This window comes from Symbiobacterium terraclitae (genome assembly GCF_017874315.1).
GTDB lineage: Bacteria > Bacillota > Sulfobacillia > Symbiobacteriales > Symbiobacteriaceae > Symbiobacterium > Symbiobacterium terraclitae.
Genome location: NZ_JAGGLG010000004.1, coordinates 150920 through 167644 on the forward strand (window position 1 = coordinate 150920; position 16725 = coordinate 167644).

The window sequence follows — 16725 nt, forward strand, 5'->3', positions numbered from 1 at the left end:
TCCTTCAACAACAGAGCCTGGGCGGCTGGCTGCGCTTGCACCGGTTCTCGTCGAAGACGTTGCGCACATCGGCCGGCGGCTCGGCCTCCAGGTCCGGGCGGTTCCTGTTCAGCTCGTTCCGCCGGACGGCGTTGCCCGCCGCGCCACCGGCCAGCCGGATGCCCGCGGCGTCGTTCTCCTTGATCTCGTTGTCGTCGAAGAGGCTGAGCGACAGGCTGCCCGCCAGGTCGATCCCCTGGGCGCCGTTGTTCTCCACCTCGTTGCGGATGACCTTGAAGCCTCCACCCCCGTCGAAGCGGAGCCCCTGCCCCTGGTTGCAGTTCACCTCGTTGGCCAGCACCACGCCGCCGGCGGCGTTCACGAACTCGCCGCCGACCGTCCTGTTCCGGGAGATGAAGTTGCCCACGACCAGGCTCCCGCCGCCCGATACGGCGCGCATCCCCCGGCCGTTGCCCACAAAGCGGTTGCCCACCGCGAGGGTGTTGTTGCCAACGGTGTCAAGTCCGCTGCTGCCGTTGCCCGAAGCCTGGGTGGACACGACGAGGTTGCCCGAGGCGTTGATGTCGATGCCGTCGTCGCCGTTGCCCACGAACTCGCAGTCGATCACGTAGTTGACCACACCGGAGATCTCGATGCCGTCGGCGCCGTTGTTGGTGGCGGCCACGCGGAGGAACAGGTTCCGGGCCCCGGTCGGCGACACGAAGATGCCGTCGCCCCCGCAGCCGGTGACGGTCACGTCCCGGATGATGTTGTCGTCGGTATCCACCTGGATGCCCGTCGCAAAGCCGGTCACCGTGAGGCCGGCGATGGTCACGTGCCCGGAGCCGCTGATCGTGAGCCCGACCCCGGTGCCATCCCCCTGGAGGATGACGTTCTCCTGCCCGGATCCGATGATGGCCAGGCGGTCCCTATCAGCTGGGATCGTCACCGACTCCCCGTATACGCCCCCCGCCACCCGGATGGTGTCTCCGGGAGCGGACTGGTTGACAGCGTCCTGAATGGACGTGAACTCGGCAGGTACGTGGCGTACGGCCATGTCCCTATCCCTCCCTCAACAGCAGAATCCCGGCGGCTGGCTGGTCTCGCAGTCGTTCTCGTCGAGGACGTTGCCCGCGTCGGCCGGCGCCTCGTTCAGGAGGTCGGGGTTGTTTTCCTCGAGCTCGTTCCGCCGCACCACGTCGTCCCGCGCCGTGAGGGTGAGTCGGATGCCCCCGAGGCCGTTCCCCTTCACCTCGTTGTCATCCACCACGAGCGCCGTGGTGTTGCTGGACAGCTCGAACCCCTCGGTGCCGTTCTCCTCCGCCTTGTTGAGGATCACCCGGATCCGCGTGGCGCCGTTGAAGTGGATGCCCTCCTCGCCGTGGCAGCTGAACTCGTTGGCCAGCACCAGTGAGTCGGCGGCATCCTGGAAGAGCGCGCCGAGCTCGCTGTTCCGGCTCATGACGTTGCCGAAGACCAGGAGCCCTGCAGCGTCGGTGGATAGGCCCCACCGGTTGCCGACCAGGCGGTTGTTCACAGCGAGGTTCCTGTTGCCTTCCATGGTGATGCCGGCCGGGTTTTCTCCCCTGAAGTGGCCCGACGCACGGTTTTCGCTGGCGAGGTTGCCCTCCCCGTTGATGTCGATGCCGTCGTCGCCGTTGCTCTCGAACTCGCTGCCGATCACCCAGTTGGCCGCCCCGTTGATCTCGATGCCCTCTCCGCCGTTGTTGCGGGAGAGGACACGGATGAAGAGGTTCCGGGATGCATCTGGGAGGACGTCAAAACCCTCGTCGATGCAGTCGGCGGCAACCATGTCCCGGATCACGTTGTCGCTCGTGGCAACCTGAATGCCATTAAGGAAGCCGATCACCGTGAAGCCCGCAAGGGTCACGCGTGCCGAGCCGGTGATGGCAAACCCGGCCTCTTCCCCCTCGCCCTGCAGGATGACGTTGTCCGGCCCCGAGCCGATGACGGCCAGGCCGTCCCTGCCCGGGCCGATCGTCACGGTTCCGGTATAGACGCCCCCGGTAACACGGACCGTGTCGCCGGGGCCGGACGCGGCGACGGCCTCCTGGATCGTCCGATAGTCGGCAGGCACACGGCGCACGGCCACGGCCCCATCCCTCCCTCAGCAGCAGGGCCCGGTCGGCCGGCTGGTCTTGCAGTCGTTCTCGTCGAAGACGTTCGCGCCGGCCGGCGCCAGGTCCTCAATGTCCGGGCTGTTCCGCTTCAGCTTGTTGCGCCGGACCACGTTCCGGGCTGTGGCGCTGCCCGGGCGGATGCCCGCCAGGCCGTTCTCCTTGACCTCGTTGTCGTCCACCACCGCCTCGGAGGCGCCGGCCGAGAGTTCGATCCCGTCGTGGCCGTTGCTCTCCACCTTGTTGCGGATGACCCGGAACCCCGTGCCCCCGTTGAAGAACAGGCCCTCCTCCTGGTTGCAGGTCACCTCGTTCGCCAGGATGAGCGAGTTGTCGCTGTCCTGGAGCAGGATGCCCACCGTCTGGTTCCGGCTGACGAAGTTGTCGTAGATCAGGTGCTGCCCTGCGGTGGAGGCGATGCCGATCCGGTTGCCCACGACGCGGTTGCCGGCGATCAGCGCCGTGTCGCCCTGCACCTCGATGCCGCGGTCCCTGTTGCCGGAGATCAGGTTGTGGAGGGCCACGTTGGTCGGCCCGTTGAGGTCGAGGCCGTCGTCGCCGTTCTCCCTGAGTTCGCTCCGGATGACGTAGTTGCCCCCGCCGTTGATCTCGATGCCGTCCCCGCCGTTCTGGCTGGCGGTGACGCGGTAGAAGAGGCTCCGGAAGGAGGTCTCCGCGACCCCCGCGCCCTGCCGGGCGTTGCCGGTGAGGACCACGTCACGGATCACGTTGTCGTTGCTGGACACCTCGATGCCGAACTCGAAGCCGGTCACCGTGAAGCCTGCGATCGTCACGGTGCCCGAGCCGCCGATCAGGAACCCGGGCCCGATGCCGTTTCCCTGGAGGATGGCGTCGCCCGCCCCGGGGCCGATAATCGCCAGGCGGTCCCTGCCCTCGCGGATCGTCACCGCCTCCGCATACACGCCGCCCGCCACGCGGACGGTGTCACCGGGCCTGGCCGCGTTCACGGCTTCCTGGATGGTCCGATAGTCAGCGGGCACGCGGATTACGGCCATGTCCGCATCCCCCCCCTTGCCGCGGCGCCGATCAGTCGTCGCACCGGCAAAGGCCGCGCGGTTCGCTGGTGTCGCACTCGTTCTCGTCGAAGAGGCTGTTTTCACCGGCCGGCGGCTGCGCCGCGATGTCGGGATTGTTCCGCTTGAGCTTGTTGCGCCGGATGATGTGGCGTGCCGTATCGCTGAGGAGGCGGATGCCCGCCATGGCGTTCTCCTCGATCTCGTTGTCGTCGATCACGAAGGCCGTTGCGCCGCCGGTCAGCTCGATGCCGTCGGTGCCGTTGTTCTCCACCGTGTTGCCGATCACGGCGATGCCGGACGCCGCCAGGGCCTGCATCCCGGGCCCCAGGTTGCAGCTGACCTCGTTGGCCAGCACCAGCGATTCGGTGGCGTCCAGGAAGAGGATCCCGACCCTGCTGTTCCGGCTGATGAAGTTGTCGAATATGAGATTCCCTGCCGAGCGAATAACGATACCCTCTACGTTTCCCACAAACTGATTATCGAGGGCGAGGCAGTTGGCCCCCTGCAGAATGAGGCCGCTGTCGTTACCCGACGCCCGGTTGTGCAGCGCGAGGTTGAATGGCCCGTCGAAGTCGATGCCGTCGTCACCGTTGTCGTGGAACTGGCTGTCGATCACGTAGTTGTTGGCGCCGAAAATCTGAATGCCGTCCCCGCCGCTGCCCCGCACGGTCACACGCAGGAAGAGGTTGCGGGCGGCACCCTGGGACACGACGATGCCGTCGACCCCGCTGCCGGTGACCGTCACGTCCCGGATGGTGTTGTCGCTGGTGCCGACCTCCATGCCGGTGACGAAGCCGGCCACGGTGAGGCCCGTGACGGTCACCATGGTGGATCCGGTGATGGTGAGGCCGGCGCCGTCGCCCGGTCCCTCGATGATCACGTTCTCCGCCCCGGAACCGATGATGGCCAGGCGGTCCCTGCCCGGGCCGATCGTGACCGGCCCGGCGTAGATGCCCCCCGCCACGCGGATCGTGTCGCCGGGGCCGGATTCCTCGACCGCGGCCTGAATGGTCCGAAACTGAGCCGGTACATGCCGCACGGTCACGGAGCCATCCCTCCCCAGGACCTGGCATTTGAGGGCAGGTTATCCTATGCGCGGGTCAGAGATTATGTCAACTTGCGCCGCAAAAAAAGAGCCGACCCCTTCCGGGATCGGCCCTCGGCTCCTGTCAGTTACCCCTTCACCACGATGTTGACCAGCTTGCCGGGTACCGGGATGACCTTCACGATCTCCTTCCCGGCCACCAGCGCCTGCACCTTCTCGGAGGCCCGGGCCGCCGCTTCCATCTCGGCGGCGCTGATGCCGGCGGGCACCTCCATACGGTCGCGCACCCGGCCGTTGATCTGCACCACAATCTCGACCGTCTCGGCCCGGGCGACCTCCTCGTCGTAGGTCGGCCACGACTCCAGGTGGATGGACCGGGTGTGGCCCAGCTTCGCCCACAGCTCGTCGGCCAGGTGCGGGCAGAACGGGGCGATGATCAGCACCGCCTTCTGGATGGCCTCCGCCAGCACCAGGGCGCTGGTGTTCCAGTCCTCCGACTGCAGCTTCTCCCGGTAGGCGTAGATGGCGTTGGTCATCTCCATCAGGCCGGAGACGGCGGTGTTGAAGGCGAAGCGCTCGTGCAGGTCGGTGGTGATGCGCTTCACCGTGGCGTGGATCACCCGGCGCATCGCCCGGTCCTCGGCGCTCAGGTTCGGCGCCGCCTTGGCCAGCCCTTCGGCAATCTCCTTCTCGGAGAGCGCGCCCATCAGCGAGTCCGGGTCGGCCGGGTTGACCGGCAGGAGGCTTCGGGCGTGCTGGTAGGCGGGCAGCGCCGAGGTGACCATGCGATAGAACCGGTTGACGAACCGGTAGGCGCCCTCGATGCCGGCGTCGGACCAGTCCAGGTCACGCTCGGCCGGCGCGGCGAACATGATGAACAGGCGGCAGGCGTCGGCGCCGTACTTGGCCATCATCTCCTCCGGGGAGACGGTGTTGCCCTTGGACTTGGACATCTTGCTGCCGTCCTTCAGCACCATGCCCTGGGTCAGCAGCCGGGCGAAGGGCTCGTCGACCTTCACCAGGCCCATGTCCCGCAGGACCTTGGTGAAGAAGCGCGCGTAGAGCAGGTGGAGCACGGCGTGCTCAATGCCGCCCACGTACTGGTCCACCGGCATCCAGTAGTCCACGTCCTCCGTGTTCCAGGGCTTCTCGGCGTTGCTGGCGTCGGTGTAGCGCAGGAAGTACCAGGAGGAGCAGACGAAGGTGTCCATCGTGTCGGTCTCCCGCTTGGCGGGGCCGCCGCAGCACGGGCAGGTGGTGTTGACGAAGCCGGCGTGCCGGGCCAGCGGCGAGGCGCCCTGGCCGGTGAAGTCCAGGTCGTCGGGCAGCCGGACGGGCAGGTCGGACTCGGGCACGGGCACCGTGCCGCACTTCTCGCAGTAGACGATGGGGATCGGGGCGCCCCAGGCCCGCTGCCGGCTGATCAGCCAGTCGCGCAGCCGGTAGGTGACCGTCTTCTCGCCAAAGCCCTTCTCGGCCGCATACTCGGCCACCTTGGCGATGCCCTCCAGGTTCGGCGTGCCGTCGAAGGGGCCCGAGTTGACCATGATGCCGGGGTCGACGTAGGCCTCGGTCATCTCCTCGGCCCTCAGGCTCCGCTCGGGGTTCTGGATGACGACCTTGATCGGCAGCCCGTACTTCTGCGCGAACTCGAAGTCGCGCTGGTCGTGGGCCGGCACGCCCATCACCGCGCCGGTGCCGTACTCCATCAGGACGTAGTTGGCGATCCAGAGCTGCGCCTTCTCGCCGTTGAACGGGTTGATGACGTCCAGCCCGGTGTAGAGGCCCTCCTTCTCCGCCTCCGTGGAGGTGCGGGCGATCTCGTTCAGGGACTTCATCTTCTCCTGGAACGCCCGGATGGCCGCCACCCGGTCGGCGCCGACCAGGCCGGAGGTGCAGATCTTCTCCACGATCGGGTGCTCCGGGGCGACGACCATGAAGGTGACGCCGTAGATCGTGTCGGGCCGGGTGGTGAAGATGGGGATCTTGTCGCCCGTCGCCTCCAGCGTGAACTCGACCCGCGCACCCTCCGAGCGGCCGATCCAGTTCTGCTGCATGATGCGCACCTGGTCGGGCCAGCCGCCCTCCAGCTGCTTCAGGTCGGCCAGCAGTTCGTCGGCGTACTGGGTGATCCGGAAGAACCACTGGGAGAGGTCCTTCTTGGTTACCACGGAGTCGCAGCGCCAGCAGCGGCCGTCCTCCACCTGCTCGTTGGCCAGCACCGTCTGGCAGGAGGGGCACCAGTTGACAGGGGCGGTCTTCTTGTAGGCCAGGCCCTTCTTGTAGAACTGCAGGAAGAGCCACTGCGTCCACTTGTAGTAGTCCTCTCGGTAGGTGTAGACGGCCCGGGACCAGTCATAGGAGTAGCCCAGCTGCTTCAGCTGCTCCGTCATCTCGGCGATGTTCTGCCTCGTCCAGACCGCCGGGTTGGCGCCGTGCTGGATGGCAGCGTTCTCCGCCGGCATGCCGAAGGAGTCGAAGCCGATGGGGTGGAGCACGTTATAGCCCTTCATGCGCCGGTAGCGGGCGATGACGTCCACGATGGTGTAGTTGCGCACGTGGCCCATGTGCAGCTTGCCCGAGGGGTACGGGAACATCGCCAGGGCGTAGTACTTGGGCCTGGACGGGTCGCGCTCTACCTTGTAGATGCCCTCCTGCTCCCACCGCTGCTGCCAGCGCGGCTCGGCTTCACGAAAGTTGAAGCGGTCTTCTGCCATAACTCGGTTGGACCTCCTCTGCCCTGAAAGGGAGTGCAAAAAGATGACAAGGCTCTCGTCCCCAAGGGACGAGAGCCGTTGCTCCCGCGGTACCACCCTCATTGGCCTGACGCAGCAGGCCCTGCTCTTCCGGCTGTAACGGGCCGTTCCCGGAATGGGCTGTCCCGCCGGGCACCCGCCCGGGGGTTCACCCACACAGCTCAGGGGCGAGATTCGTCACCCACGCGCTGCCGCCTCGCACCGGACCGGCGGCTCTCTGGAAGCGGTGTGCGGACGACCGGCTCCCCGTCATCGCCCTATCCAATCGTGATTGCGAATTATACCTGATTATGCCGCGGCGACCTGAGAAAGTCAAGAGCGTAGCCATACCTCAAAGCGTCGCCGGAACCGGTCTGCCCGGTTCCGGCGACACTGCGCAAACATCGTGTCTCAATGCTTCTTCTTCTCGGCCCGCATCGCCGTCGTGATGAAGAAGGCAAGTCCTCCCCACAGCAGGACGGCACCGAAGATGAGCATGGCGATGGAACCCGGCAGAAGTCCGGTCTGCGGCATGGCTACACGACCTCCTTGTTGATCCCGTCAAGCTGCTGCGAGCGCCACTGCATGAGGAGCGACGAGCCGAACATGGCGATGGCCACGGTCCAGCCGAAGAAGACCAGGGCGGTGCCCGGGTAGCCGCCGTAGGGCTGCGTGAACTCGCTGACGAGGCTGGAGATGATGTTGTAGCCCAGCAGCACGGGGGTGACGTACTTCACCAGCACGTCCCACCACATGCCGACGCGGATGTCGGAGGTGAGGTTGACGTGCTCGCGGATCTTGGCGGAACCCATGAAGTAGCCCAGCACGATGGCCTCTACCAGGCCCAGCACGGCGATGCCGTAGCTGCCCACGAAGTGGTCGACGATGTCGAGGATGTGCACGCCGGCGCCGGTGGCGAAGAGGGAGCTGAAGCAGAAGCCGATGATGGAGAACCAGCCCAGCAGCTTCTTCCGGTCCACGCCGAACCGGTCGATGACGGCCGAGGCGAACGCCTCCATCATCGAGATAGACGAGGAGATGCCGGCCAGCAGCAGGGCGGCGAAGAACAGGACGCCGAAGAGCGACTGGAGCCAGGTGGGGCCGGGCAGCATTGAAATGGCCTTGGGGAATGCGATGAAGGCGACGCCGGGGCCGGCCACCGCCATCTCCTCAAACGGCACGCCCGCCTTGAGCGCGGCGTAGCCGAGGGTGGAGAAGACCGCAAAGCCTGCCATCAGGTCGAAGGACGAGTTGGAGAAGACGGTGATGAAGGCGTTGTTGGCAAGGTCGGAGTCCTTGGGCAGGTAGCTGGCATAGGCGATCATCACGCCCACGGCCAGGGTGGTGGAGAAGAAGACCTGGCTGTAAGCGGCCACCCAGACGCTGGGGTCCATGATCTTGCTGAAGTCGGGGTTGAGGAAGTAGTTGAGGCCGTAGGTGGCGCCCGGCAGGGTGATGCCGCGGATGACGAAGACGACCATGGCGACGATGAGGAAGGGCGTCATGAACTTACACGCCTTCTCGATGCCGCCCGAAACGCCCCGTGAGGAGATGAAGTAGTTCGCCAGCCAGACCAGCGTCACGGCGGCGAGGATGCCCCAGCGCATGCCGCCCAGGTCAAGCGGGCCGGAAGAGATGCCCAGGAAGTCCCGGCCGAAGAAGGTTCCCGGATCGTCGCCCCAGGCCTGGGTGAAGCTGAAGAGCAGGTAGCGGATCGACCAGGAGATGATGGTGCTGTAGAAGGTTACGACGATGACGGGTACGGTGATCTGCCACCAGCCGATCCACTCGAACCGCCGGTTCAGGTTCTTGAACGCGGTGATGGCGGCCCCGCGCATCTTGTGCCCGAAGCCGAACTCCAGGATCATCAGCGGGACGCCAGCCGTCAGGAGCGCCACGAAGTAGGGAAGCAGGAACGCACCGCCGCCGTTCTGGTACGCCATGAACGGGAACCGCCAGAAGTTCCCCAACCCCACGGCAGCACCGATCGTGGCGAAGATGAAGCCGGACCTGGATTTCCACTGATCGCGCTGTTGATCCATGTGATGCAGCCTCCTCTGTTCCAACGAGGTGGGATCATACGGCCCCGACTTGTGCGGGAAGCCGGGGCCGCAAACTCAGCAGCCGGTGCGCGGAACACGGAACTAGACCAGGTCGAAGTGCGCCGTAAAGTGGCGCAGCACCTTGGGCTCCTTGGTGAACCTGACGCCCCGGATCTCCTCGCGGCGCTTGTAGGCGTTGATGACGGCCTCCGCGACGTCCTCCATGTGCTGGTTCGTGTAGACGCGCCGCGGAATCGCGAGCCGGGTGAACTCGAACGGGCTGCGGACGTTCTCGCCGGTCTCGGGGTCCCGCCCCAGCATCAGGGAGCCGACCTCGACGGCGCGCACGCCGCCCTCGATGTAGAGCGCCAGGGTGAGGGCGTGGCCGGGGAACTGATCCCACGGGATATGCGGCAGGAACTTGGCTGCGTCGATGAAGACAGCGTGCCCGCCCACGGGCCACTGGATCGGAACGCCGGCGCTGCGCAGCAGCTCGCCCAGGTACTGGACCTGACCCACCCGGTACGCCAGGTAGTCGGGATCCAGCGCCTCCCTGAGGCCCACCGCCATGGCCTCCAGATCGCGTCCGGCCAGGCCGCCGTAGGTCAGGAAGCCTTCGAAGGGCACCACCGCAGCGCCGACCCTGGTGAACAGATCCTCGTCCCGGAACGCCAGCAGGCCGCCGATGTTGACCAGGGCGTCCTTCTTGGCGCTCATCATCAGGCCGTCGCCGTAGGAGAACATCTCCCGGGCGATGTCGATGGGCGCCTTATCCGCGTAGCCCTCTTCCCGCATCCGGATGAAGTGGCAGTTCTCGGCGTAGCGGGCCACGTCGAACAGGACCAGCAGGCCGTGCTTCTTGGCGATCTGGTAGGTCTCGCGGATGTTGGCCATGGAGACGGGCTGGCCGCCGGCGGAGTTGTTGGTCACCGTCATGACGATGCAGGCGATGTTCTCCGCGCCGTGCTCTGCGATGAACCGCTCCAGCTTGGCGGTGTCCATGTTGCCCTTGAACGGGTGGAACTCATCCGTGGGGTAGTCCATCAGCAGGTCCACAGGGCGGCCGCCGGCCAGCTGCACGTGGCCCCGCGTGGTGTCGAAGAACATGTTGGAGAGCACGTACATGCCGGGGCGGATGAGCTGCGAGAAGGCGCTCTTCTCGGCGCCGCGGCCCTGGTGGGTCGGGATGACGTACTCGTACCCGGTGATGTCCGTGACCGTCTCCTTCAGCTTGTAGTAGCTGCTGGCGCCGGCGTACGACTCATCGCCCAGCATCATGGCGGACCACTGGAACTGGCTCATCGCGCCGGTGCCGGAGTCGGTCAGCAGGTCGATGTACACATCAGAGGAACGCAGGAAGAACGGGTTGTAATGTGCGGCCTTGAGCGCCGCCTCCCGCTCTTCCCGCGGGATCAGCCGAATCGGTTCCACCATTTTGATCTTGAAGGGCTCGCCCTTGGGCACGTGAACTCCTCCTTTGACAGTGTGGACCTGTACCCACCCATAGGATGGAGCCAGCGCCGCGGCAATATGAGGAGCGAGCCCTTCATGCGCCCTGCCAACCCCGGCCAGCCCGGCAAACCGTGTCGCAGACTAGACCAGGTCGAAGTGCGCCGTGAAGTGGCGCAGCACCTTGGGCTCCTTGGTGAACCTGACGCCCCGGATCTCCTCGCGGCGCTTGTAGGCGTTGATGACGGCCTCGGCGACGTCCTCCATGTGCTGGTTCGTGTAGACGCGCCGCGGAATCGCGAGCCGGGTGAACTCAAACGGGCTGCGGACGTTCTCGCCGGTCTCGGGATCGCGGCCCATCATCAGGGAACCGACCTCGACGGCGCGCACGCCGCCCTCGAGGTAGAGCGCCGCGGTCAGAGCGTGGCCGGGGAACTGATCCCACGGGATGTGCGGCAGGAACTTGGCTGCGTCGATGAAGACCGCATGCCCGCCCACGGGCCACTGGATCGGAACGCCGGCGCTGCGCAGCAGCTCGCCCAGGTACTGGACCTGCCCCACCCGGTACGCCAGGTAGTCGGGATCCAGCGCCTCCCGCAGGCCCACCGCCATGGCCTCCAGGTCGCGGCCGGCCAGGCCGCCGTAGGTCAGGAAGCCCTCGAACGGCACGACGGCGCCGCCCACCTTGTTGTACAGCTCCTCGTCCCGGAAGGCCAGCAGGCCGCCGATGTTGACCAGGGCGTCCTTCTTGGCGCTCATCATCAGGCCGTCGCCGTAGGAGAACATCTCCCGCGCGATGTCGATGGGCAGCTTGTCGGCGTAGCCCTCTTCCCGCATCCGGATGAAGTGGCAGTTCTCGGCGTAGCGGGCCACGTCGAACAGGACCAGCAGGCCGTACTTCTTGGCGATCCGGTAGGTCTCGCGGATGTTGGCCATGGAGACGGGCTGGCCGCCGGCGGAGTTGTTGGTCACCGTCATGATGATACAGGCGATGTTCTCCGCGCCGTGCTCGTTGATGAACTGCTCCAGCTTGACGGTGTCCATGTTGCCCTTGAACGGGTGGAACTCATCCGTGGGGTAGTCCATCAGCAGGTCCACAGGGCGGGCGCCGGCCAGCTGCGCGTGACCGCGGGTGGTGTCGAAGAACATGTTGGAGACCACGTACATGCCCTTCCGGGTGATCAGCTGGGAGAAGGCGCTCTTCTCGGCGCCGCGGCCCTGGTGGGTCGGGATGACGTACTCGTACCCGGTGATGTCCGTGACCGTCTCCTTCAGCTTGTAGTAGCTGCTGGCGCCGGCGTAGGCCTCGTCGCCCAGCATCATGGCGGACCACTGGAACTGGCTCATCGCGCCGGTGCCGGAGTCGGTCAGCAGGTCGATGTACACATCAGAGGAACGCAGGAAGAACGGGTTGTAATGTGCGGCCTTGAGCGCCGCCTCCCGCTCCTCCCGGGAAATGAGGCGAATCGGTTCCACCATCTTGATCTTGAAGGGCTCGCCCTTCGGCATGGCTGACTCCTCCTTCTGACGCAGGTCTTCGTGTACGCCTTGCCTCGTACGCCTTCAGTACGATGCAAGTACCGTGCCAACGACAGACGAAGGGCCGGAAGCCTGCTTCCGGCCCTTCTCGTCTCATATTGAACCACGGGGTGTCTCGTAGTGTATCAAACCGAGACACTTAGGTGTCAGTCAAGCCCGTACTTGGCCAGCTTCCGGTAGAGGGTCGCCCGGCCGATGCCCAGGTGGCGGGCCAGCGCGGCCTTGGAGTCGAAGGCCCGCACGCCGGCCTCCAGCAGCATCCGCTCCGCCTCCGCCAACGACGGGAACCCGCCGGAACCCGGGGCTGCGGCAGCCGCCGGCGCCTGCGCGGCGCCCGCAGTTCCGCCCGAGCCCAGCACGTCCGGCGGCAGGTCCGTCACGTCGATCGCGTCGCCCTCCGCCAGCACCACCGACTGCTCCACCACGTTCTCCAGCTCCCGGATGTTGCCGGGGAACGGGTAGGCCAGCAGTGCGCGCAGCGCGGCCGGCGTGAAGGTGGCCCGGGGCCTGCCCAGCCGCTCGCAGATCCGCTGCATCGCGTTCTCCAGGAAGAGCGCCAGGTCCTCGCGCCGCTCCCGCAGGGGCGGCAGCACCAGGTGGATCACCCGCAGCCGGTAGTAGAGGTCCTCCCGGAACGCCTTCTCCCGCACCAGCTGCGCCAGGTTCCGGTTGGTGGCGGAGATGATGCGCACGTTCACCCGGTGAACCTGCGTGCCGCCGACCCGCCGGATCTCCCCGCTCTGCAGGGCCCTGAGCAGCTTGGCCTGCAACCCCAGCTCCAGGTCGCCGATCTCGTCCAGGAAGAGCGTGCCGCCGTCGGCCAGCTCGAACAGGCCCGGCCGCCCGCCCCTGCGGGAACCGGTGAAGGCGCCCTCCTCGTAGCCGAAGAGTTCGCTCTCCAGCAGCGAGGCCGGGATCGCCGCGCAGTTGACGGCGATCAGCGGCTGCCCCCGGCGCTGGCTCCGGTTGTGGATCAGCCTGGCGACGACCTCCTTGCCGGTGCCGCTCTCGCCCTCGATCAGCACGGGCGAGTCCACCGCGGCGGCCTTCTTCGCCATCAGGTACATCCGCTGCGCCACGGGGCTCTGCCCGATGATGATCCCGTCCTCGGCCAGCGGCGGGCCCGACAGATTGGCCTTCAGCAGGTCGATGGTGTTGCGCGCCTCCGCCAGCTCCTGGGAGAGGGCCAGCACCTCGGTGATGTCCCGGAAGACGGAGACGACGCCCACCAGGCGGCCGTGGTCGAACACGGGGACGATGTTGGAGACCACCACGTGGTCGAAGACGCGGGTCCGCACGCCGATCAGCGGCTGGCCCGTCTCGAGCACCTCGAGGATGTGCGAGTCGGGCACGATGTGGCGGACGTGGCGGCCGATGATCTCCTCCTTCGTGAGCCCGGTGATGCGGGTGTTGGCCTCGTTGGCGTACACGACGACGCCGCTGTCATCCACGGCGACGACCCCGTCGTGCAGGCTGTCGAGGAGCTGCATGGCGCTGCGCATGATGAAGCTCTCCACGTGCTCGCCTCCCGCGCGGCCCTCTGGTGGCCATGGGCCGCTTCGGGGCCACCACTTCATCCCGCGCGGGCCAAATTCCTGCTCAGGGAGCGGGCTCCTCGTCCCACTCGAGCGGCGCAATCTCTTCCAGCAGCCGCTGCCCCTGCGACCGCCCGTCCCCCGGTGCCGTGAGCCAGTCGAGGAGCGAGCGCGGCTGGCAGGTGACGGTGGGCGGCTCGTTGGCCACGTCGGCGGGGATGTACTTCGGGTTGTTGGGATCGGTGGGGTGCCGGACCAGCGGCTCCGGACGCCGGATGAAAACCCGCTCGACCGGCGTTCCGGCGCACCCGCTCTGCCACAACTGCCACTGCGTGTAGGCCGGGCGGCCGTCCTTGCCGGGCACCGTGACCTGCACCACCTTCAGCTTCACCAGCATGTTTCCGGCGGACTTCGGCTCGGTGCCGCGCAGGAACAGGTCCTGCGCCACCTGCTCCGGCGGGCAGTTACCGTCGGGCAGCATGCCGGTGAGCCGGCAGATGGTCACGCTCACCACGTTGGCCGGGCGGGGCCAGTCGGCCGGCTGCACGGTGACCGCCTGGGTCATGATGCGGTTCCAGATCTGCACCGGCACGTAGGCGCCCGTCCAGGGCAGGTGGTTGTCCGGGTTGTCGTAGCCGTTCCAGACCGCCGTCACCAACTCGGGCGTGAAGCCGATGAACCAGGCGTCGCGGTTATCCTCCGTCGTCCCCGTCTTGCCTGCGGCCGGCCAGCCCCGGAAGCCGCCGGTGAAGCCGTAGGCGGTGCCGCGGCGGATGACGTCCTTCATCATGTCGATCATCAGGTAGGCGGCGCCCTCGCTGACCACCTGCTGCCGCGCCGGCCTGGCCTCGAAGAGCACCTCGCCCGTGGGGTCGACGATGCGGGTGATCACCACCGGGTCGACCTTCATCCCCATGTTGGCGATCACGCTGTACGCGGCGGTCAGGTCGAGCACGGACACCCCCTTGGAGATGCCCCCCAGCGCCAGCGCCAGGTTCTCGTCCTCGGGGAGGATCGTGCTCAGCCCCATCCGGCGGGCCAGGTCCGCGGCCTTCCACGGGCCGCCTGCGTACTGCATCGCCCGCACCGCCATCGGGTTGACCGACTGCTCCACGCCATAGCGGGCGGGCTTGAGCCCCTGGTAGCGGAAGTCGTAGTTCTGCGGCCAGACGGTGGCGCCGTCATTGGAGAGCCGCACCGGCGCGTCGTCGAGGATGGTGGCGGGTGAGAGCCCCGCCTCCAGGGCGGGCAGGTAGGCGACGATCGGCTTAATGGCCGACCCCGGCTGGCGCAGGGCGTCCGTCGCCCGGTTGAACTCCAGCATGCCCTGCCGGGTCCGGCCGCCCACCAGCGCCAGCACCTCGCCCGTGCGGGGGTTCATCAGCACCGCCGCCGCCTCCGGCTTGGGTCCCCCTTCGGGGATGCCGTAGGCCTGATCCGCCGCGGCCATCTGCTCCACCACCGCCTGCTCGGCCAGCGCCTGCAGCTTCGGGTCGAGGGTGGTGTAGACCTTCAGGCCCGCGCGCGCCACCGACTGCGGATCCTTCAGCCTGATGCCGTAGCGGGCGGCCAGCCCCGGCTGGGCGTCGGTGAGGATGTTGATGACGTAATCAATGAATGCGTTGCCCTTCTGCGCCGCCGAGTCCGGGGAGTAGGTGTTGGCCAGCGTGGGCCGGAAGGCGCGCGCCTCGTCGTACTGGGCCTGCGTGATCATGCCCTCCCGGAACATGGCATCCAGCACCACATCCCGCCGCCTTAGCGATGCCTCCATGTCCTCGTACGGGTCATAGAGCGACGGCCCGTTGACCATTCCGGCCAGCTGGGCCGCCTCTGCGAGGTTGAGCTGGCCGACCTCCTTGCCGAAGAAGGTCTGGGCCGCCGCCTGGATGCCGTAGGCCCCCCGGCCGAAGTAGATGTGGTTCAGGTACATCTCGAGGATCTGGTCCTTGGCGAAGCGGCGCTCCAGCTGGATCGCGATCCAGGCCTCCTGGATCTTGCGCCTGAGCGTCACCTCCTGCGTCAGCCACCCGCTGCGGGCCAACTGCTGGGTGATGGTGGAGCCGCCCTCCACACGCCCGCCGGGCAGCTTGAGCAGGTAGAGGCCGGTGCGCCAGGCGGCCCGGGCGAGCCCCCGGAGGTCGATGCCGTGGTGCTTGCGGAACCGGGGGTCCTCCACGGCGATGAAGGCGTTCCGGACCAGCTCCGGGACCTGGCTGATCTTCACCGGCGTGCGGTTCTCGCCGCTGTGCAGCCGGTAGACCTCGTTGCCCTCCCGGTCGTAGATGACCGTGGTGGTCGCCCAGCTGATCTCGTCCAGTTTGGGAGCGGCGGCGACGGCCCGCGCGACGAAGGTTCCGCCGGCCGCGCCCGCGCCCAGGAAGAGCACCAGGAGCGCGATCCAGAAGTAGCGCCACCAGCGCCGGGCCCGGCTCGTTCTGTCCTGGCCCATGGCACATCGCCCCCTCGGTCAGGTCTGCGCGTAGTGTGTACAGAAAAAGGGACGGCCTCTCGCCGTCCCTGAAATCGCCATGTTTGCAGTGCGCTATCCCGCAGCCGGCGTCCTGACCGCAACCTCCACCGCATCGCCCCAGAGCCGCTCCAGGTTGTAGAAGGCCCGCTCGTCCTCCTGCATCACGTGGATGACCAGGTCGCCGAAGTCAAGCAGCACCCACTTGCCGTTCCGGTAGCCCTCCACGTGGTCGATCTTCAGCCCCCGCTCGGTGAGCTGCTTCTCCACGTGGTCGGCGATGGCCCGCACGTGCGTCCCGCTCGTGCCGGAGCAGATCACGAAGTAGTCGGTTACCCCGCTGATCCCGCGGATGTCGAGAATGCGGACCTCACGGGCCTTCTTCTCGTCGGCAGCGAAAGCGGCCCACTGGGCCATCTCGGCGGATTCAGTCAATCCGGCATTCTCCTTTCGTAGCAATTATCTACCGTTTACTTCACCGTATTCGCCCCTCACCCGCTGGTTCCTCCCCTGCGGGCAGGATCACCCGCACCGCGTCGCCCTTCGCTGCGCCCGCGGTCACCATCTCCGCGGGGTAGCCCTGGGCTAGGAGCCTGTCTGAGTAAGCCAGTTCTGTAGGAGCAAAAGGGTTCGGTGTCCAATGTCTTCAGCATGAGCAAGAAGACGTATCGACCGTATGAGCCCAATCAGCTGTTGCTGCTGCCCCCTGCCCTGCAGGACTGGCTTCCGCATGACCATTTCGCTTACTTCCTGAGTGAT

Annotated in this window: 12 protein-coding genes; all 12 read right to left on the reverse strand. The window is 66.8% G+C overall.

What is annotated here, in order from left to right:
* Positions 1–4: 4 nt before the first annotated feature.
* The 12 genes from J2Z79_RS04005 to rsfS all read right to left on the reverse strand — a co-directional run bounded on the left by J2Z79_RS04005 (position 5) and on the right by rsfS (position 16383).
* Positions 5–1036, reverse strand: coding sequence for a right-handed parallel beta-helix repeat-containing protein (locus J2Z79_RS04005; protein WP_209465569.1), 1032 nt, complete (start codon positions 1034–1036; stop codon positions 5–7).
* A gap of 15 nt (positions 1037–1051) precedes the next feature.
* Positions 1052–2092: a right-handed parallel beta-helix repeat-containing protein gene (locus J2Z79_RS04010; protein ID WP_209465570.1), complete on the reverse strand. Its 1041-nt coding sequence runs from the start codon at positions 2090–2092 to the stop codon at positions 1052–1054.
* 15 nt (positions 2093–2107) lie between these two features.
* A complete protein-coding gene (locus tag J2Z79_RS04015) occupies positions 2108–3133 on the reverse strand; it encodes a right-handed parallel beta-helix repeat-containing protein (RefSeq protein WP_209465571.1) in 1026 nt (341 codons plus the stop codon).
* A gap of 31 nt (positions 3134–3164) precedes the next feature.
* Positions 3165–4199: a right-handed parallel beta-helix repeat-containing protein gene (locus J2Z79_RS04020; RefSeq protein WP_209465572.1), complete on the reverse strand. Its 1035-nt coding sequence runs from the start codon at positions 4197–4199 to the stop codon at positions 3165–3167.
* Between the two features lie 128 nt (positions 4200–4327).
* On the reverse strand, positions 4328–6916 hold the full coding sequence (gene leuS / locus J2Z79_RS04025) for a leucine--tRNA ligase (RefSeq protein WP_209465573.1): 2589 nt from the start codon (positions 6914–6916) through the stop codon (positions 4328–4330).
* Between the two features lie 429 nt (positions 6917–7345).
* Positions 7346–7468 carry a MetS family NSS transporter small subunit gene (locus tag J2Z79_RS04030; protein WP_209465574.1) on the reverse strand — a complete coding sequence of 41 codons (123 nt, stop codon included), beginning with the start codon at positions 7466–7468 and terminating at the stop codon, positions 7346–7348.
* Between the two features lie 2 nt (positions 7469–7470).
* Entirely contained in the window at positions 7471–8976 is a 1506-nt protein-coding gene (locus tag J2Z79_RS04035; RefSeq protein WP_209465575.1) for a sodium-dependent transporter, read from the reverse strand.
* Between the two features lie 102 nt (positions 8977–9078).
* Positions 9079–10440, reverse strand: a complete 1362-nt coding sequence (locus J2Z79_RS04040) for a tryptophanase (RefSeq protein WP_209465576.1) — start codon at positions 10438–10440, stop codon at positions 9079–9081.
* A gap of 129 nt (positions 10441–10569) precedes the next feature.
* The gene (locus J2Z79_RS04045) at positions 10570–11934 is read right to left on the reverse strand and encodes a tryptophanase (RefSeq protein ID WP_209465577.1); all 1365 of its coding nucleotides are present in this window, start codon (positions 11932–11934) and stop codon (positions 10570–10572) included.
* 176 nt (positions 11935–12110) lie between these two features.
* On the reverse strand, positions 12111–13481 hold the full coding sequence (locus J2Z79_RS04050; protein WP_342589408.1) for a sigma-54 interaction domain-containing protein: 1371 nt from the start codon (positions 13479–13481) through the stop codon (positions 12111–12113).
* Positions 13482–13563: 82 nt separating this feature from the next.
* The gene (locus J2Z79_RS04055) at positions 13564–15948 is read right to left on the reverse strand and encodes a transglycosylase domain-containing protein (protein ID WP_209465579.1); all 2385 of its coding nucleotides are present in this window, start codon (positions 15946–15948) and stop codon (positions 13564–13566) included.
* 93 nt (positions 15949–16041) lie between these two features.
* The gene (rsfS, locus tag J2Z79_RS04060; protein ID WP_209465587.1) at positions 16042–16383 is read right to left on the reverse strand and encodes a ribosome silencing factor; all 342 of its coding nucleotides are present in this window, start codon (positions 16381–16383) and stop codon (positions 16042–16044) included.
* Positions 16384–16725 lie beyond the last annotated feature (342 nt).